The organism is Dietzia sp. CH92 (assembly GCF_032248695.1).
In the GTDB taxonomy this organism is placed as follows: domain Bacteria; phylum Actinomycetota; class Actinomycetes; order Mycobacteriales; family Mycobacteriaceae; genus Dietzia.
Genome location: NZ_JAVHXC010000004.1, coordinates 82,033 through 100,067, shown reverse-complemented (window position 1 = coordinate 100,067; position 18,035 = coordinate 82,033). Strand labels below are relative to the sequence as shown.

General features: G+C 72.6%; 14 protein-coding genes. 7 read left to right on the top strand and 7 right to left on the bottom strand.

The features are described from left to right. The first annotated feature begins 199 nt into the window (after nucleotides 1-199). Entirely contained in the window at nucleotides 200-2,407 is a 2,208-nt protein-coding gene (locus RWK90_RS09785) for an NADPH-dependent 2,4-dienoyl-CoA reductase (RefSeq protein WP_314037280.1), read from the top strand. Nucleotides 2,408-2,688: 281 nt separating this feature from the next. On the opposite strand, the gene RWK90_RS09780 is transcribed toward RWK90_RS09785, so the two are convergent. Next, the gene (locus RWK90_RS09780) at nucleotides 2,689-4,359 is read right to left on the bottom strand and encodes an MFS transporter (protein ID WP_314037278.1); all 1,671 of its coding nucleotides are present in this window, start codon (nucleotides 4,357-4,359) and stop codon (nucleotides 2,689-2,691) included. Between the two features lie 125 nt (nucleotides 4,360-4,484). On the opposite strand from RWK90_RS09780, the gene RWK90_RS09775 reads away from it, so the two are divergent. Both RWK90_RS09775 and RWK90_RS09770 read left to right on the top strand, forming a co-directional pair. Beyond that, nucleotides 4,485-5,612, top strand: coding sequence for a hypothetical protein (locus RWK90_RS09775; RefSeq protein ID WP_314037277.1), 1,128 nt, complete (start codon nucleotides 4,485-4,487; stop codon nucleotides 5,610-5,612). A 146-nt stretch (nucleotides 5,613-5,758) separates the two neighbouring features. After that, nucleotides 5,759-6,547: a SurA N-terminal domain-containing protein gene (locus tag RWK90_RS09770; RefSeq protein ID WP_314037275.1), complete on the top strand. Its 789-nt coding sequence runs from the start codon at nucleotides 5,759-5,761 to the stop codon at nucleotides 6,545-6,547. Between the two features lie 13 nt (nucleotides 6,548-6,560). Here RWK90_RS09770 and RWK90_RS09765 read toward each other — a convergent pair whose 3' ends face one another. The 3 genes from RWK90_RS09765 to RWK90_RS09755 all read right to left on the bottom strand — a co-directional run bounded on the left by RWK90_RS09765 (nucleotide 6,561) and on the right by RWK90_RS09755 (nucleotide 10,166). Continuing rightward, a complete protein-coding gene (locus RWK90_RS09765) occupies nucleotides 6,561-6,713 on the bottom strand; it encodes a hypothetical protein (protein ID WP_314037273.1) in 153 nt (50 codons plus the stop codon). Further along, a complete protein-coding gene (locus RWK90_RS09760; RefSeq protein WP_314037271.1) occupies nucleotides 6,713-7,513 on the bottom strand; it encodes a class E sortase in 801 nt (266 codons plus the stop codon). The genes RWK90_RS09765 and RWK90_RS09760 overlap by 1 nt, the downstream gene beginning before the upstream one ends. An 88-nt stretch (nucleotides 7,514-7,601) precedes the next feature. Next, nucleotides 7,602-10,166 (bottom strand): helix-turn-helix transcriptional regulator, encoded by a 2,565-nt coding sequence (locus RWK90_RS09755; protein WP_314037269.1) that lies wholly within the window; start codon nucleotides 10,164-10,166, stop codon nucleotides 7,602-7,604. Between the two features lie 237 nt (nucleotides 10,167-10,403). On the opposite strand from RWK90_RS09755, the gene RWK90_RS09750 reads away from it, so the two are divergent. Continuing rightward, nucleotides 10,404-11,987: a hypothetical protein gene (locus RWK90_RS09750; RefSeq protein WP_314037267.1), complete on the top strand. Its 1,584-nt coding sequence runs from the start codon at nucleotides 10,404-10,406 to the stop codon at nucleotides 11,985-11,987. 80 nt (nucleotides 11,988-12,067) lie between these two features. Here the strand turns inward: RWK90_RS09750 and RWK90_RS09745 are convergent, their stop codons facing one another. After that, entirely contained in the window at nucleotides 12,068-12,922 is an 855-nt protein-coding gene (locus tag RWK90_RS09745; RefSeq protein WP_314037265.1) for a universal stress protein, read from the bottom strand. Nucleotides 12,923-13,063: 141 nt separating this feature from the next. Between RWK90_RS09745 and RWK90_RS09740 the strand changes: the two genes are divergently transcribed. From RWK90_RS09740 to RWK90_RS09730, 3 genes are all read left to right on the top strand, one after another. Continuing rightward, the gene (locus tag RWK90_RS09740; protein WP_314037263.1) at nucleotides 13,064-13,501 is read left to right on the top strand and encodes a Fur family transcriptional regulator; all 438 of its coding nucleotides are present in this window, start codon (nucleotides 13,064-13,066) and stop codon (nucleotides 13,499-13,501) included. Between the two features lie 55 nt (nucleotides 13,502-13,556). Continuing rightward, nucleotides 13,557-15,083 carry a catalase gene (locus RWK90_RS09735; protein WP_314037261.1) on the top strand — a complete coding sequence of 509 codons (1,527 nt, stop codon included), beginning with the start codon at nucleotides 13,557-13,559 and terminating at the stop codon, nucleotides 15,081-15,083. An 88-nt stretch (nucleotides 15,084-15,171) separates the two neighbouring features. Beyond that, the gene (locus RWK90_RS09730) at nucleotides 15,172-15,657 is read left to right on the top strand and encodes a Dps family protein (RefSeq protein WP_396230311.1); all 486 of its coding nucleotides are present in this window, start codon (nucleotides 15,172-15,174) and stop codon (nucleotides 15,655-15,657) included. A 116-nt stretch (nucleotides 15,658-15,773) separates the two neighbouring features. Here the strand turns inward: RWK90_RS09730 and RWK90_RS09725 are convergent, their stop codons facing one another. Then, the gene (locus RWK90_RS09725) at nucleotides 15,774-16,835 is read right to left on the bottom strand and encodes a phosphotransferase (protein ID WP_314037257.1); all 1,062 of its coding nucleotides are present in this window, start codon (nucleotides 16,833-16,835) and stop codon (nucleotides 15,774-15,776) included. After that, nucleotides 16,832-17,998, bottom strand: coding sequence for a TIGR03857 family LLM class F420-dependent oxidoreductase (locus RWK90_RS09720; RefSeq protein WP_314037716.1), 1,167 nt, complete (start codon nucleotides 17,996-17,998; stop codon nucleotides 16,832-16,834). Before RWK90_RS09720 ends, RWK90_RS09725 begins: the two co-directional genes overlap by 4 nt. Between the last annotated feature and the right edge of the window lie 37 nt (nucleotides 17,999-18,035).

The following is an 18,035-nucleotide window of genomic DNA, read 5'->3' as shown; positions in this document are numbered from 1 at the left end:
CCGGATTATCGCTGGTCAGCCGGGTGTCGCGCTGATGCATCACATATACGATCGTTCAGTTTCGGCGCGCGTCGCGGCCGGGAAGGGCCTTGAGGCCCCGTGATCGGCCCGCATCGGCGCGGCGGGTCCGCGGAATCTGTGAGGGAAAATTCCCCTACTGCCGAGTAAGTTCGGAGGCCCGGCGGGCACAATCAGCCCCATGAGCCCGAGCCACCCCCACCTCCTGAGCCCCCTCGCCGTCGGGCACCTCACCCTGCGCAACCGCGTGGTGATGGGCTCGATGCACACGGGGCTGGAGGACCGCACCCGCCACCTGCCCGAGCTCACCGCCTACTTCGCCGAACGGGCGCGCGGCGGCGCGGCCCTGCTCGTCACCGGCGGCTACGCGCCGAACGTCGAGGGCTGGCTGCTGCCGGCGGGGTCGATGATGGCCTCGCGGCGGGTGGCCGACGCGCACCGCGGGCTCACCGACGCCGTCCACGCCGAGGGCGCACACATCCTGCTGCAGGTCCTGCACGCCGGGCGCTACGGTTACCACCCGCTGGTCCGCTCGGCTTCGTCCACCAGGTCGCCCATCAGTTGGTTCGGCGCCCGGGCCCTGAGCTCCCGCGGCGTCGAGCGGACCATCGACCACTGGGTCCGGGCCGCGCGACTGGCCCGACGCGCGGGCTATGACGGCGTCGAGATCATGGGCTCCGAGGGCTACCTCATCAACCAGTTCCTCGCCGCGCGCACCAACCACCGCACCGACGCCTGGGGTGGCACGGCCGACAAGCGGATGCGCTTCCCCGAGGAGATCGTGCGCCGCATCCGGGCCGAGGTGGGGTCTGACTTCCTGGTGCAGTACCGGATCAGCCTGCTCGACCTGGTGGAGGACGGGCAGACCTGGGACGAGACGGCCGAGCTCGCCCAACGCCTCGAGGCCGCCGGTGTGGACGTGTTCAACACCGGCATCGGCTGGCACGAATCCCGGATCCCCACCATCGTCACCTCGGTCCCGCGCGCCGCTTTCGCCGACGTCACCGCGCGGCTCAAGGGCGCCGTCGGGGTGCCGGTGATCGCCTCCAACCGCATCAACACCCCGGAGGTGGCCGAGCGGATCCTCGCCGACGGCGCGGCCGACCTCGTCTCCATGGCACGTCCGCTGCTGGCCGACCCCGCGTTCCCCGCCAAGGTCGCCGAGGGGCGGGCCGACGAGATCAACGTCTGCATCGCCTGCAACCAGGCCTGCCTCGACCACACCTTCGCGGGCAAGCGCGCGTCGTGCCTGGTCAATCCGCGCGCGGGCAGGGAGACCGAGCTGGTGCTCACCCCGGCGCCGGCGGACAGCCGTCACTTGCGTCAGCGTTTCCCCAGGACGTCCGACAGAAAAACGTACACAAGCGACGGCTCGCGGAATGGGCGAGCCGGGGCGCTGGCCGGGGCGCGGGCCGGGGCTCAGGCTGCGTGGGCAGGGGCGCGGGCCGGGGGGAGGGTCGCCGTGGTGGGCGCGGGACCGGCGGGCCTGGCGTGCGCGGAGGCCGCGGCGTCGCGTGGGCTGGCGGTGGAGGTGTTCGAGGCCACCGGCGCGATCGGCGGCCAGTTCCGCTACGCGATGCGCGTGCCGGGCAAGGAGGAGTTCGCGGCGTCGTTGGCCTACTTCTCCCGGCGGCTCGACGTGCTGGGCGTGCCCGTCCGCCTGGGGCACGCGCCCACCGCGGCGGAGCTCGCGGGGTTCGACCACGTGGTGGTGGCGACCGGCGTCCGGCCGCGCGACATCACCATTCCCGGCGCCGGGCACCCGATGGTGATGACCTATCCTGAGCTGCTCACCGGCGCGCGCACTCCCGGCCGCCGCGTCGCGGTGATCGGCGCCGGCGGAATCGGCGTGGACGTGGCGCAGTTCCTCCTGGCCGGTGGGTCGGGGCTGGCACTCGACGGCTCCCGCGCCCACGGCCACTCCACGGATGTCGAGGCGTGGCGTCGGCACTGGGGCGTGGCCGACCCGGCGCAGGCGCGCGGGGGACTGGGGACCGCCGTGCGCGACGCCCCGGCGCACGAGGTGCACCTGCTCCAGCGCAAGACCACCCGCATCGGCCGCGGCCTCGGGAAGACCACCGGGTGGGTGCACCGCGCCGAGCTCGAGGCCGGGGGAGTCCTGCAGTACACGGGCGTGACGTATGTGAGGGTCGACGACGACGGGCTGCACATCCTCGACTCCGACGGCCGTCCCCGGGTCGTGCGGGTGGACTCGGTCGTGGTGTGCGCCGGCCAGGAATCCGTGCGGGACCTGGTCGATGAGTTGTCCGATCAGCCGGGCGGCGGGGTGGGCGGCCGCGTCCACGTGATCGGCGGGGCGGACGTGGCCGCGGAGCTGGACGCCGAGCGGGCGATCAGGCAGGGCGTCGAGCTCGCCGCCCGCCTCTGAGCCGGATCGGCCGGCGGAGGACACAGACCCTCCCGCGCCGCCGCGCCGTGACCGGGCCGGCAGCCCCCTCGTGGGCGTCGGCGGCTCCCGGCAGCCGGGTCACGTCCAGCCCCGACCACTCGACGTAGTCCGTCCACGCGTCCATCGTCCCCCCTTGTCGACCAGAACCGCCCGCTGGCGGCGGGATGCCTGGAGGCTAGTCGACGCAGAGCCCCACAAGCGCTCCGGAGCAGGGGTTTTGGCGGGTGAACCGAGGGTGAAAAAGGGGTGAGGGGCGCCCGTCACGTCTCGCGGATCTCGCGCCGCCGGTCGACGATGCTGAACGCCAGCGCGCCCGCCGCGAGGGCGGCGATGAGGCCGATCGCCACCCGGAACGCCAGCAGCCAGTCCCCCTGGGACTCGACGATCCAGAACAGCACGCCCGGCACGATCGCCGTGCCCACCGCTGTCCCCATGCGCTGGCCGAGCGAGATGATGCTGCCCGCCACCCCGCCGTACGCCGGGTCGACCGCGCGCAGGGTGAGCGTCTGGTTGGGGGAGATGGTCATGCCCTGCGCGGTGCCCATCATCGTGGCCGGGACCATGAAGATCAGGTAGCTCACCGCGCCCGACTCGACGACTCCCGCGAGCAGGATGAAGGTGAGCAGGGCCGTGATGGTGATGCAGAACCCGGTGATCACCATGCGCCGGCCCAGCCGCAGTACGAACCGTCCCGCCACCTGGGCCGAGACGGCGGCGCAGATCGAGGCGGGCAGGCTGATGAGCGCCGAGTCGATGGGCGCGTACCCCAGGTGGAACTGCAGGTACATCGGCATGACGATCCACAGGCTCGTCCCGCCGACGAAGTAGATCGACACGATCACCATGCCGTTGCGGAACGCCCGGTCGCGGAAGATGTCCGGGTTGACCAGCGGGGGCCGGCCGAGGCGCTCGTAGCGTCGTTCCCACCACACGAAGGCGGCCAGGAACCCCAGCCCGACCGGGACCAGTGCCCAGTAGGCGGGGGTCCCGCCGCGGGTGAGGAAGGGAAGCATCAGCGACAGCACGGCCGCGCCGAGCAGGACGATGCCGACCGGGTCGAGGTCCAGCCGTGCCCGCCGGCGCGCCCGGGGCGGTCTCGGCAGAGCTGCGTTCACCGCGGCTGTGATCCGCGAGGCGCGGCCGGCTTCGTCGTCGTCGTGGTCGTCGTCATCACCGTGGGCCCGGTCCCCGCGCCCGTCCTCGTCCCCGGCCCCGCCACGTCCGGCGCCCCCGCGCGCGGCCTCCTCCCGCTCGGCGGCGAGGCGGGCCATGTCCCCGGCGCGCGCGGCGGACCCGCCCACGTCGGGGCTCTCCTCGCCGGGCGGCAGGCGGCGGTCGTCGGGCAACCACCGCCACCCCAGCACCATCGCCAGCACGCCCAGCGGCACGTTGACCAGGAACATCGCCCGCCACCCCAGGTCGTCGCCCAGGGCCTCGATGAGCAGGCCGCCGACGAGCGGCCCCGACGCCGTCGCGACGGACACGGTCGTGGCGAGCGTCGCGAACGCGCGCGCCCGTGCCCCGCCGCGGAAGTACTTCTGGATCAGGCCGAACGTCTGCGGGTTGAGCATCCCCGAGCCCACACCCTGGATGAGGCGCGCCAGGTTGAGCATCTCGATGGACTGCGCGAACCCGGCGACCACCGCCCCGCCCACGAACACCGCGACACCCGCGAGGAACAGGCGCTTGCGCCCGGTCGCGTCGCCGAGGCGACCCGACGGCACCAACAACAGCCCGAACGCCAGCGCGTACCCCGACACCACCCACTGCAGGCCACGCGAGTCCGAGTCCAGGGCCGTGCCGATCACCGGCAGCGCCACGTTGATCACCGAGAGCGCGAGCAGCGCCATGAACATCGGCACCATGAGGGTGGTGAGGACCCGGGCCGTACTCACCGGCCGCCGGTCGGTCGTCTCAGGCACATCGGTCACTCCCGCGATGGTATCCGCGGCCCCCCGGTCACCCCCGGACCCACTGTCGCGCACCCAATGTCACAGCCCCACAACAACCCGGTCACCGAACCCACGGGACGCTGTGACGTGGGTAACGTCGGGTCATGGCTGATGTCACCCGTACCGCGCACGTCGATCCGATCCCGCTGACCGACCTCGCCGAGCTGGGCACCAGTACCGGCCGGGCCGTGTCGATCTTCCTGCCCACCGCCCGCGGAGGCGCCGAGGTCCGGGAGAACCCCATCCGGGCCAAGTCGCTCATCAAGGAGGCCGAGGGCCAGCTCTCCGCCCACGGCGCGTCGGCGGAGGAGGCGGCCGGCATCCTGGGGCCGCTGGTCGCGCTGCTCGAGGACGACACCTACTGGCAGCAGCTCTCCGACGGGCTCGCGCTGTTCGCGACCGACGGGCTGTGGCGCGCCTACCGCGTCGCCACCGCGCTGCCCGAGGCGGTCCACGTGAGCGACCGGTTCGCGGTCCGGCCGATCGTGCCGGCGGCGGTGTCGGACGGTGAGTTCCTGATCCTGGCGGGCAGTCAGAACAAGGTCCGGCTCTTCGAGGGCACCGCGTCGACGGTCCGCGAGCTGGACCTGGGTTCCATCCCGTCGTCGGTGGAGGACATGGCCGGCGACGAGCAGCCGCCCGCGCACCAGCAGCAGCGCTTCAGCGCGGGCCCCACCGGCAACGGCGGTGGCGCGGGCGTCCTGCACAGTCACGGCACGGGCGCCGAGGTCGGCGACGTGCAGCGCGACAAGTTCCTGCGCCAGGTCGCGCAGGGCCTGCGGGAGCAGCTGGAGCCCAACGACCGGCGCCCGGTGGTCCTGGCCGCCGTGGGTGAGCACCTGCCGAGGTTCCGCGAGTACCTGGGCTACGAGCACCTGGTGGACGAGGTGGTCGCCGGCAACCCCGACGCCCTGTCGGCGGGCGAGCTGCACGAGCGGGCGTGGGCGATCGTCGGGCCGGCCCTCGGGCGCCGCGCGGAGGGCGACGCCGAGCGGCTCGGTGACGCGATCGGAGCCGGCCGGGCGATCGTCGGCGGCGGTTCCGAGATCCTCAAGGCCGCCAAGGAGGCCCGCGTCGAGAGGCTGCTGGTGACGCGCCGGCGGTGCGCGGCCGACCACGGGCCCGACGACCTCGACGCGGCGATCGGGCACGTGTTGGCGACGTCCGGGTCGGTGGTCGTAGTGGACTCGCTGCCACAGGATGTCGCGGAGGGCGCGATCCTGCGGTTCTGACGCACCCGGCGGCGGGCGGCGCGGGTGAAGCGCCGCGCCGCGCGCCGCGCTGTTCGAGCCCCGGGCGCGCCGCGCGCACAGCTCCCGCCTAACTCCGGTGTGTACCGTCGGCGTCTTCACGCACACGGACAACGTGAGGAGATCGAGTGCGCGCACGGACATGGAGGGCGGCGGTCGCCGCCGTCGGGACCGTCCTGGTGGTCGCGGGCTGCGGTGCCGGGGGCGACGACGACGAGGCCAGCGCCTCCGGCACCCCGGCCGCGGCCGAGCAGTCCGAACCGGCGGACGGGCAGGAGCCGGGCGGTGAGCAGGCTCCCCCCGGCCCCGATACGTCGGACATCCCGGACCCGGTCGCCGAGGTGAACGGGACGGAGATCTCGCGCGACGAGTTCCTGTCGGTGTTCGAGAACCAGTACCAGCAGATGAGCATGCAGGCGCAGATGACGGGCCAGCCCGTCGACGAGGCGCAGCTCAGAACGCTCACCACCGACGGGCTGGTGGGCACCGAGCTGCTCACCCAGGAGGCGGGCAAGCGCGGCATCGACGTCTCCCAGGACGAGGTCCGGGCCGAGCTCGCGGAGTTCGCCGAGCGTAACCAGGTGAGCACCGACGAGTTCCTCTCGGCGATGGGGGAGCAGGGACTGGACCGCGAGGCGGTGCTCGAGCAGATCGACAAGCAGCTGCGCGTGGAGAAGCTCATCACGGCCGAGTTCGGCGAGTTCGAGGCGAGCGACGCCGAGGTCGAGGCCGCGTACGAGCAGATCGGTCAGCAACAGGCCATGGCCGGTGGCGGTGCCGGCGGTGGCGGGCTGCCGCCGCTGGAGCAGGTCCGCGGCGAGGTCGCCGAGCAGGTACGCGTCCAGAAGGAGGCGGCCGCGATGGAGGAGTTGTCGCAGAAGCTGCGCGCGGACGCGGACGTCACCGTCCACATCTGAGCCGTCTCCGGCGCTAGACGGTGACGTCGGTGTGCGGCAGCTGCTCGGCCACCCACGGGAACACGACCTCCATGAGCGTGAGGAACACCGCGGCCAGCAGGGCCACCGCGAGGAGGATCTTCACGGGCCGCGGGCCGGGCAGCGCCCGCCACAGGTAGGCGTACATCAGTCCTCCAGTGCGGCCGGGCGGCCGTCGGTCTTGGCGGTGGTCTCGGCGAGCATCGCGTGGACGATCAGTCGCTCCGCGGCGGAGTACATCGGGTGGCACGTGGTGAGGGTGAGCAGCCGCTCGGCCTCGCCCGCCGCCGGTGCCGGGCCCGGTTGCCCGGGGACGGGGGCGATGACCTCGACCGCACGGGGCGTGGTGATGTGCCGCCCGGCCACGTGTGAATAGTCGCCCGCGGCGACCCGCTCGACCTGCGGGGGCGCGAGGCAGGCGGCCGCGGTCGCCCGGCGCTCGGGTTCGTCGGCTCCCGTCGGCAGGACGCGGTAGGTCATCCACTGCGTGGCCGTCTCGACGACGATCGCGTCGCACGCCTCGAGCCGGTCCAGGTGCTCGAACACGGCGCCGGAGCCGTTGCGGTGCCCGGCGAGCGCGGCGTTGCCGGGTTCGCCGGGCATCTGCGTGCCGGGGTAGTGGCCGGGGCCGGTGCGCAGGTCCTCGGTGCGGGTGCCCTCGACCACCGCGTAGTCCGCGTCCTCGCCGAGCGTCGGCAGGTGGATGCGGGCGAAGGGGGCGCCCATCGGCGGCGCGGCCGGGGGGACGGGCTCGGCGGCCGCGGCCACGGCGGGGGCGTCGCTCCACCGCTCCTCGAGTCCCGCGGTCGCCTCGGCCTGCAGCCGCCCGGCGGCCAGATTGGTCCAGAACGCCTCGTAGAACACGTAGAGCAGCAGGATCGCGCCCACGGTGAGCAGGAGTTCCCCGGCGATCCGGGCGGCGCCCGGGCGGGTGTGGCCTGCGCTCATCTGCTCGATCTCCTCGTGGTGACGCCGCTGGGTCGATGGTCTCACGGGCGGGCCGTGGGGCGTTTCGACCGGAGACGGAGCGGGTCGATCAGAATAGGTCGAGGCTCCTCGCCTTGGCGACCGCGGCCTCCCTGGTGGAGACGCCGAGCTTGCGGTAGACCGCGCGGATCTGGGACTTGATGGTGTTGGGGCTGACGTATCCCCGGGCCGCGATCTGCTTGACGGAGGCGTCCGTCGCGAGTTCCAGGAGGACTTCGCGTTCGCGTTTCGTCAGCCGGGCCTCGACAGGGCGGGGCAGGGGTTCTTCTGAGGTCATGAACTGCCAGTCCGCGTGAAAGGTGAGGGTCCCGAACCCGGGTCCGGTCGCTCGCGGGGGCGTGGGGAGATCGGGAGCCAGGCTGCCGAGGCGGTCGCCGACCGCGGCGGGGAGGGTGCGGAACGGGGCGTCCAGGCCCGACACGCGGTGGGTGAGGACGGCAGCCGAGGCGTGGTGCCGGGCCCGGGGAACATCTCCCGTGGCCAGGCTCGCGGCGGCGGCCACCAGTTCGAGTTCGAGGGACACCCTCGTCGTGCTCGCCGGGTCTCGCAGCGCCTCACAGGCGAGATCCAGCGCGGAGCGGGGGTCGTCGGTGAGGAGCAGGAGCCGTGCCCGGGCCGCGGACGTGAGCGGGTGCACGGAGCCGGAGAGCGCCGCGGCGGCCTCGTCGGGCTGGTGGCACGCCAGGTGGAGGTCGGCCCGCACCGCCTGCAGGAGTGGCACGACGACGGCGCCGTCCGTGTGCAGAGGGGCGAAACGGGGCTGATGAGCGTCGAGGAATCGCAGTCCCTGCCCGGGGGTGCCGGCCGCCAGGTGGAACTGTCCCCAGGCGTAGAGGACGAAGCCCCAGAACTCCTCGTGGTCGCCGGGCGGTCCGAGATCGCCCAGCACCCCGCTCGCGGTGTCCAGGTCGAACCGCTCCAGCGCGAGGAGTGCGGCCGCGGCGTCCCCCGCCGGCCGGACGAGGATCTCGGTGGCCGCGGGCAATGCCGGGTGGCGGCGTTCCTCGGTCAGGTTCTCGCGGGCGTCGTGGAGATCGCCGAGGACGGTGTGGACCAGTGCGAGCTTGCCCGCCACGTCCCGGTGGACGAGGGACTCGGTGGTCACGCGAGGGGCACGGCGCAGGGCGGCGATGGCGTCGGTGAACCGCCCGGTCATGATGTAGCTGATCCCGATGTGGGTGTAGGCGAAGCCGAGTGGGTCCCGGTTCGCCTCGGGGATCGTCTCGGCCTCCGGGGTCGGCCGGGACACGAGGTCGTCACACAGTCGGACGGCCCCGGCGTAGTCGCCCTCGATCCGCAGCTCGAGTGCGCGGATGATGGTCGTGGTCCATTCCCGCGTCTGCCCGTCCTCGTCGCCGGTGGTGGCCTGCCCGTCCGGCGGCAGGGGGGCCGGCAGCCCGTCCCTCGACGTCACGTCCGGGGGGCCGGAGAACGTGTGGTGGACGCGGCGCAGGCGCTCGAGGTCGGGTTCATCGGCGAGGAGATGCGCGGGGACCCGGGCGAGGACCTCGTCCGTCATGGTGACCGCGTAGTGGCGGGTGTAGAGGACGTGTAGGTTCTCGCGGGCGATCCGCACCACCAGCGGCCAGTCCTCGAGATCCCCGGCCACCGTCAGGGCGTGCGCGGGTGAGTCGGAGTCCAGCAAGTGGCGGACCAGCTCGAGCCGGTAGTCGTGCAGCTCGGTAGGAGCTTCCTCGCGGCAGGTCCGCAGCAGGGAGGACCGCACGGGGCGGGGGAAACGCCATTCCGGATCCCTGGGGCTGCCGGTGGGATGGGCGAACCCGCTCGCGTCGAGGAGTGAGAGGAACGCCCCGGGGTCGTCGACGAGCGGTGCCGCGGACGCCGCGGTCAGTGGTGACGCCGCAGCGGAGAGCGCGAGCGACCGCCGCGCGGGTCCCGGTCCGAAGGCGGTGTCGAGGGCGCGGCGGACCTCATGGTGGATGACCGCCTCGACGTGCTCGTCGAGGTGGGTGGGGGCGGCCAGGGCCGATCCCGGGACGGAGGCGCACACAGCCGCGACCAGGCCGGGTAACCCCTCGGTGAGTTGGTGGATGATCTCCGTGCTGCGCCGGTCGATGGCGGAGCGGGTGGCGTCGAGCAGCCCCGCGACCTCCGTGGGCTCGAACACCACCTCGGGCGCGGTGATGACCTTCTGGCCGGGCACCCCGGCGCCGCGGGCCGCCCAGGGGGCGGCCGCCCGCGTCGTCCCGAGGATCCGGAGTCCGCCGGCAGGTGCCGCGGCGAGCAGGTCACCCGTCCGACCGACGGGGTCGGAGAGCAGGTGGAGGTCGTCGAGCAGCAGGGTGAGGGGGCGGGTTCCGTGGCGAAGTGCGTCCAGGACGAGGCCGAAGGCGGCGTCCGGATCGCCCGGGGAGTCCGCGGCCCCGCCCCGCCCCGAGAGGGAGGGGAGAGCCGGCCGCGCGGACGCCGCCGCGACGAGGGCCTCGTGCACGCAACTCCAGTAGTGGGCCTCGCCGGCGGCGGGGTCGGGACCGATCAGGTGGGCCACCACGTGACCGTCGGGGGACCGGGTGTCCAGCCAGGAGCGCAGCAGGGTGGTCGCGCCGCCGAAGCGACCGGCGTGGACGACGACCAGGTTCTCCTGTCCCGACATCTGGTCGAGCACGCGTGCGGGCGCGAACGCGTCTGTCGCACGCGGGTACGGCGAGGTCCGGTATCGCGGAGGGAAGGCTGGCCCCGCGTCCGACACCGTGTACTCCGTCCACTACCGAGGTCCGATAGGCCGGACCTCTCACGAACGGTCTATCTCGTTATCAGACGGTGATGTTACGGGCCACCGCTGATGACTGTGTTCGAGACGGGGGAGGCCGGGCGGTGGTGGAATCACGCCATGGGTGTGTCGGGTAGTGGTCTGGCCGCGCTGGCGGCGTCGCTCGTCGTGATGCTCGGGTCCGTGGTGACGCCGGGGGTGGCGTCGGCGCGGTCGGCGGTGTCCCCGTCCGGGTTCGGACCCGCGGGCACCGCCACCGTCCACGGTGACGCCGCCTCGACCGACACCCTGCCGGGGCGTGGGCCCGGTGCGAATCCGGCGATCGCCTCGGGGCTGACGGGGGCCACGTGTTCGACGGTGTTCGTGGGCTCCGACGGGATGCCGGTCGCCCTGTGCACCGCCTACCTCGGCCTCACCCCGCCCACGCCTCTCGCGCCGACGGTCAAGCTGTTCCATCCCGACACCGCGGCGGTGCTGGCGGAGGTCCAGCTGACCAAGGGCGCCCTGCTGGGCGGGGTGTACGGCTACCTGGACGACCGTGACCGGGTGGTGGTCGCCGACGGCGATCGTCGTCTCCTCGCCGTGGGGCATCACCGGGCGCCGGACGGGACGTGGCGCATGTCGGTCGACGTCCTCGCGGACCTGGCGCCGGCCGTCCCCCACGGGGACGCGATCACCGGCCTCATGCCCGCCTTCGACGGGCGGGTGTGGTTCGCGACGTCCGGCGGGGTGGTGGGGACGGTGCGGCCGCGCGACGCCGGTGCGGGTGTCGGTGACGGGGGCGACGACGACGAGCTCCGCCACCTCGCCCTGCCTGCAGGGGAGAGGATCTCCAACGGGCTGACGGTCCGGCCGGGGGGTGCGTCGGTGATCACCACCCGCGCGCTCTACGAGATCGACTCCTCGGCGGACGGTACGCCGACCGTGCGCTGGCGGCACGGCTACGAGGTGGGGCCGGGGCGGAAACCGGGCCTGCTGGCGCACGGGTCGGGGACCACGCCCACCTACTTCGGTCCCGGTGACTCGCTGGTGGCGTTCACCGATGACGCCGCCCATCCGGACCTCGTCGTCCTGCGGCGTGAGGACGGGTCGCCGGTGTGCCGGATGCCGGCGTTCGCCACCACATTGCGCCCCGACTCCGCCGCTCCTGACGGCGTCGTGATCGAGGGGCCGGCGGCCACGGAGAACTCGATCATCGCGGCCGGTGCTGTCCCGTCGACCGGTGACCCTGCCGGGGAGGCGTTGATCCTGGTCAACACCTACGGCTTCGAGTACCCGCCGTTCGCGGTGGACGGCCCCGCGGTGCCGGCGTCGGCGCCGTACACCGGAGGGATGACCAGGGTCGACGTCGGCGCGGACGGCTCCTGTTCGCGGGCGTGGACGTCCCTCGCGCGCACGGCGTCGCTACCCAAGGCGACGACCGGCGACGGGCTCATCCACGCGCTGGCCTACGGCCCGCTCCGGGATCCGGCGCCCGGGTCGGCCGCGGCTCCGCTCGACCAGGGGCTGGCACAGAAGTTCGGGCCGGTGGACGTGACCTCGACGGAGGTGACGACGGGTCGGGAAGTGGCCCGCACGTTCATCGGCCACGGCCCGCTCGACGAGCCGATGGAGCTCACCGGGACGATCGTCGCCCGCGGAGACGGCCCGGGCGTCATGTGGCAACCCACCCTCACCCGGATGCTGCGGATCGGCCCGCCCTGACTCGCCGGACCGCTCGCCGCCGCCCGGCCGCCGGGCCGGGGAGTTGCCAGCCGCCGGACCGGGGGCGGTCTGCCGGCCGGTCAGTGCGCGTGGCGCACGACCGCGACCGCGCAGGGGGCGGTCTGGAGCAGGCGGCGGCTGACCGAGCCCAGGAGCAGTCCCGCGAAGCCGCCGTGACCGCGCGACCCCGTGACCAGTATCGACGCCCCGTCGGCCTCGTCGGCGATGGTGACCGCCGGCTCGCCCACGACCAGGATGAGCTCCACGTCGACGTCCGGGTGACGGGCCTCGTGCGGGGCGAGGGAGTCGAGGACGGTCTTCTCGTCCTCGGCGATCACGCTCTCCGCCAGCCGGTCGAGGTCGAACTGGGAGCCCCCCGGGAGCCTGGGCATCTCGACGGAATGGACCGCACGCAGCCCGGTGCCGCGACGCTCGGCCTCCGCGAACGCGAACGCGACGGCCTCGTCGCTCGCGCGGGACCCGTCGGCGGCCAGCACGACCGGTCCTTGCGCCGGGCCCGAGGGTGTGCGTGGGGTGATGACGATGACCGGGCGGGGCGCGTGTTCGACGACGCCCGCCGAGGTCGAGCCCATCGCGAAATCCTCGCGCGCGGTGAGGCCCCGGCTGCCCACGACGATCGCCGACGCGTCGCGCCCGGCTTCCACCAGCGCCCCGACCGGACTGTCGGCGATCACCCGGTAGGTCGTCGGGACACCACGGACGAGGTCGTCGAGCTGGTCGCGCATGGCGCCCTCGACGTTGGCGCGGGCCGTCTCGTCGAACGCCACGACGCGGCCGACCGCGCGGTCGGCGGAGATCACCTCGAGGGGGACCCCAAGCTCACGGGCACGCCCGGCCGCCCACGCCACCGCCCGCCGCGAGTCCTGCGAGCCGTCATACCCACACACGATCGGTCCGTCGGCGGCCTGGGTCATGGCGTCCTCCTGCGTGTTCTCGGGTCTGCGTCCAGCCTAGTCCGCCGCCCGGTGCCCGGCCCTCACATGCCGAGAAGAGTTCCCAGAACGGAACCGATCTTTTTCTGGACTAGTTCCAGAAAGTGGGTTAGGGTGAGTGCCATGACGACAGCAGAGGAACACGGAGAACTGCTCCGCCAGGCCGGGTTGAGGGTCACCTCGCCGCGACTCGCGGTCCTCGACGTCGTCGCCGGTCGTCCCCACATCGCAGCGGAGGACGTCGCCTCCCTCGTCCGGGAACGGCTGGGCGCGGTGTCCACGCAGACCGTCTACGACGCGCTGCGGGTGTGCACCGACGTCGGTCTCATGCGTCGCATCGAGCCGGCCGGTTCCCCGGCCCGCTACGAGCGCCGCACGGGGGACAACCACCACCACCTCGTGTGCCGGCACTGCGGGCGCATCGAGGACGTCGAATGCGCGGTGGGGCACGCACCCTGCCTCGACGCCGAGAACGACCGCGGCTTCCGGATAGACGAAGCCGAGGTCAACTACTGGGGAACATGTCCCGATTGCCGGGCGGATCGCCCCGCTCTCGTCTAAGACTGAGACCCAGATCACTTCCACTCCACACCACCCACTCGAGGAGCATCCAGACGTGACCGTTCACCCCGCCGACCGCGGCGTACGCGACTTCCAGCCCGGCCAGCACACCACCACCGACAGCGGCCAGCCCGTCCCGAGTGACGAGTTCAGCGCACAGGTCGGCCCCCAGGGCCCCCAGGCGCTGCACGACTTCTACCTCATCGAGAAGCTGGCGCACTTCAACCGCGAGAACATCCCCGAGCGTCTTCCCCACGCCAAGGGCTCGGGCGCGTTCGGCGAGTTCGAGACCACCGAGGACATCTCGGACATCACCTGCGCCGGCCTGTTCCAGAAGGGCGTCAAGACCCCGATGCTCGCCCGCTTCTCCACCGTCGCCGGTGAGAAGGGCAGCCCGGACACCTGGCGCGACCCGCGCGGCTTCGCGCTGAAGTTCTACACCGAGGAGGGCAACTACGACCTCGTCGGCAACAACACCCCGATCTTCTTCATCCGCGACGCGATCAAGTTCCCGGACTTCATCCACTCGCAGCGCCGCAAGAACGCCTCGGGCCTGCGCAACCACGCCATGCAGTGGGACTTCTGGACCCTGAGCCCCGAGTCGACCCACCAGGTCACCTGGCTCATGGGCGACCGCGGCATCCCCAAGACCTGGCGTCACATGGACGGCTTCGGTTCGCACACCTACCAGTTCATCAACGCCGAGGGCGTGCGCCACTGGGTCAAGTTCCACTTCAAGACCAACCAGGGCATCGACTTCCTCACGCAGGCCGAGGCGGACAAGCTCGCCGGCGAGAACGCCGACTACCACCGTGAGGACCTGTACGAGTCCATCAAGAACGGTGACTTCCCGTCCTGGGACCTGCACGTGCAGGTCATGCCGGTCCACGAGGCGGAGACCTACCGCTACAACCCGTTCGACCTCACCAAGACGTGGTCGCAGAAGGACTACCCGCTGCGCAAGGTCGGCACCATGACGCTGAACCGCAACCCGCAGAACCACCACGCGCAGATCGAGCAGGCCGCGTTCGCGCCGACCAACATCGTCAAGGGCATCGGCTTCTCGCCCGACAAGATGCTGCTCGGCCGCGTCTTCGCCTACCCGGACATCCAGCGCTACCGCATCGGTGCCAACTACCAGCAGCTGCCGGTGAACAGCCCGATCTCGCCGGTGAACTCCTACTCCAAGGAGGGCGCCATGCAGTTCGAGTTCCCGCACCCCGCGCAGGCCGAGTACCACCCCAACACCATCGGCGGCCCGTCCGCCGACGCGTCCAAGGCGTTCGACATCGGCTCCTGGGACACCAAGGGGACGGACATCTACCGCGGTGACATCAGCCCCCACGCCGACGACACCGACCAGGTGCAGGCCACGATCCTGTACCGCGAGGTCATGGACGACGCGGCCCGCGAGCGGCTGGCGGCCAACATCGCCGGCCACGTCTCGGCCATCCACCCGGACGAGACCGAGCTGCTCGACCGCGTCTACGCCTACTGGGCCGCCGTCGACGAGGGCCTGTGCCAGGCCGTCAAGGCCGGCGTCGAGGCCAGCCCGCGCGGTAACCACCGTCTGCAGGACTGACGGCAGTCAACAGAACGGGCATACTGGGAAGGTCCAGTGCACGATCCGATTCACTTCCACGGCCCGCACACCGGGTCAGAAGGGAGCCATGATGGCTGCTGATTCGAATGGTCTGTTCACCTCGTTCGTCCCCGCCGAGGCGCAGGAGGCGGTGACGAACGCCCTGCAGGAGTCGCTCGTCGACCTCATCGACCTGTCGCTCGTCGCGAAGCAGGCGCACTGGTCGGTCGTCGGCCCGCGGTTCCGCAGCGTCCACCTCGCCCTCGACGAGGTCGTGGCCGACGCGCGCGGTTTCGTCGACGAGGTCGCCGAGCGTGCCACCGCCGTGGGCGTCAGCCCGGACGGCCGTTCGAAGACGGTCGCCGCCGGCAGCGCCCTCGACGAGGTCTCGGCCGAGTTCACCTCGGACGACAAGGTCGTCCTGGTCATGACCGAGGCGCTCGAGGCCGTCATCAAGCGGCTGCGGGCGAACATCGGCCGGGTCGGCGACGACCCGGTGACCGAGGACCTGCTGATCGGCATCAGCGCCCGGCTCGAGCAGCTGCACTGGATGTGGCAGGCCCAGGCCGTCTGATCCGGCCCGCCTGACCTCCCGCCCCCGAGATCTGCTACTCCGCCTACGGATCCGCGCCCCTCACACGGGTAGCGGATCCCGGGGCGGGGTAGCGGATTTCGTGCGTTGCGGGGCGCTCAGCCCGAGCGGGCCACCGCCAGGGCGTCGTGATCGGCGATCGCCCGGCACGCGCGCCGCATGAGCAGGGAGAACATCTCGTCCCCCCGCGCCGTGCGGGTGCCGTACATCCAGCCGAAGATCCCGAGCACGGGCGTCTGCAGCAGGCCGTAGACGTAGTCGTCCCAGCACTCCGCGAGGGGGTACCCCGCGACGCCGTGACCGAGCAGCGCACGGTGATAGGCCGCGACGATCCCGCGTTCGGCCGCCCGGCGATCGCTCACCGTCAGACTCGACCCGAGGAACCCTCCCAGGTCCCGGCCAGGGAGCCCCACCGCCAGCGTCTGCCAGTCGCACGCCAGGGAGGGACGGTTCCCGGCGGGGTCGACCAACATGTTGTCGGCCCGGTAGTCGGCGTGCAGCAACGCGAACCGCTCGGCCCGCCCGTTGGCCCAGCCGGCGATCAGCGGGGCGATCCCCTCCATGATGCGGCGCTCGTCGTCGTCGAGCCCTCCCCCGAGTTCCCCGAGGAACGCCTCCAACGCCGGCCCGCCGAGTTCCTGCAGCGTGACGTTGTCCTCGACCGTCGGTGCCGACAGGCCCTCGATGTGGCGCAGTCCCGGATCACACCACCGGAGCCCGTGCAGGCCCGCCAGGTTGATCGCGCAGTCGCGCGCCTGCTCGACGGTCAGGCCCGTGAGCTGGTCACCCTGGATGAGCGGCGCGACATCGTCCAGCACGAGGGTGAACTCACCGTCGCGGTCACCGAGTGCGGCGAACCGGGCCCGCGGCACCCGCACCGCCACCGTCGGCGCGAGATCGCGGTAGAACAGCACCTCGCTGCGGTACACGCCGTGCAGCAGCGGACGCATGCCCTCGTCGGGGTTCGGCAGCTTAACGAACAGTGTCGGCGGGAGCCCGTCGCCGTCCACGTGGGCCCGCACGCAGCACCCGATCTGCCCCGTGCCCACGGGTTCCGTGCGCACCGAGCGGACCGGGGTCCCGAGCGCCTCGGACAGCCACCCGGCGGTGACCTCCTCCGGGGTGCCCACGACGGTGGCGTCGGGTCGGGTGCTGGTCATGATCGTGATTCCTCCTGCAGGTGGGGGAGGGCTCGGCCGGCCCGGGGGACGGCGTCGACGCGGGCGAACCGGCCGGGGTTGGTCCCCAGATGGGCGAAGCGCACCGGGTCCCGTCGGTCGCGCCACTCGGTGAGCACCGGCGCGAGCTCGTCCGGGGTCGCGCCGTGCAGCACCACCGAGTCCGCGCCCAGCGCGAACTGGCCCTCGATGCGGTCCGCGCAGTGGGCGGCGTCGCCCACCGCGGCGGTCGCGAGCCACTCGTCGGGCAGGACCCCGGCCGCGTGGCGCAGGAGATCGAGATCGTCGGTCGCGTCGAGCGCGCCGGCGTGGGCCGCCAGCCGCTCGTCGGACCGGACACGCTCGAGGCCGGCCGGGTCCCACCCGTTCACACGGACCAGCACGTCGCCGTACCCGGTGAGGTACGTCGCCAGGCGCCCGACCAGCTTGCGCAGGCGCGCCGCCTCGTCGAGGGAGTCCTCGATCGTGGCCATCACCGACCAGACCCGCACCCCGGCGGGATCCCGCCCGGCCTCCTCGGCCGAGTCGCGGACCAGCCGTACACACCGCTCGACCGCCGCGTCCGACATGAAGGTGTGCAGCACGACCCCGTCGGCGATCCGCCCGGCCAGCCGGAGCTGGTTGTCGCCCATCGCCATGAGCAGGATCGGGATGTCCTCGTCGAAGGACGCGTCCTGCACCAGGTAGGGGTACCGGCCGGCCGGGCCGTCGTGCCCGATCACCGCGCCGCCCGACCACAGCGTGCGCAGGATGCCGATCGCGTCCTCGAGCTGGGCCGAGGTGATGTGCGGCAGTCCCATGATGTCGAAGAGCATCGGGATGCCGCGCCCCAGTCCCAGCGCGTACCGGCCACCGGACATGCGGTGCAACGTCGCGGCCATGGTCGCGGTGACCAGTGGGTGACGGGTGTTGTGATTGGTCGCCGCCGTGCCCACGCCGATGCGGCTCGTCGCCGCCACCGCGGCGCCCGCCATGACGCCCGCGTCCTTGAGCGCGAACCGCTCGGACAGCAGCATCGACCCCAGACCCAGCTCCTCCGCCCGGCGCGCCTCCGCGATGAGGTCGGCGGGCGTGGCGCTGTGCCCGGCGAGGCCGTAGCAGGCGAGCTCGGGCATGAGCTCCGCGGCGGCGGGGATGTGGGCCATGGGCACCTCGGGGGTGGTGGACACGCCGGCCCGTCCG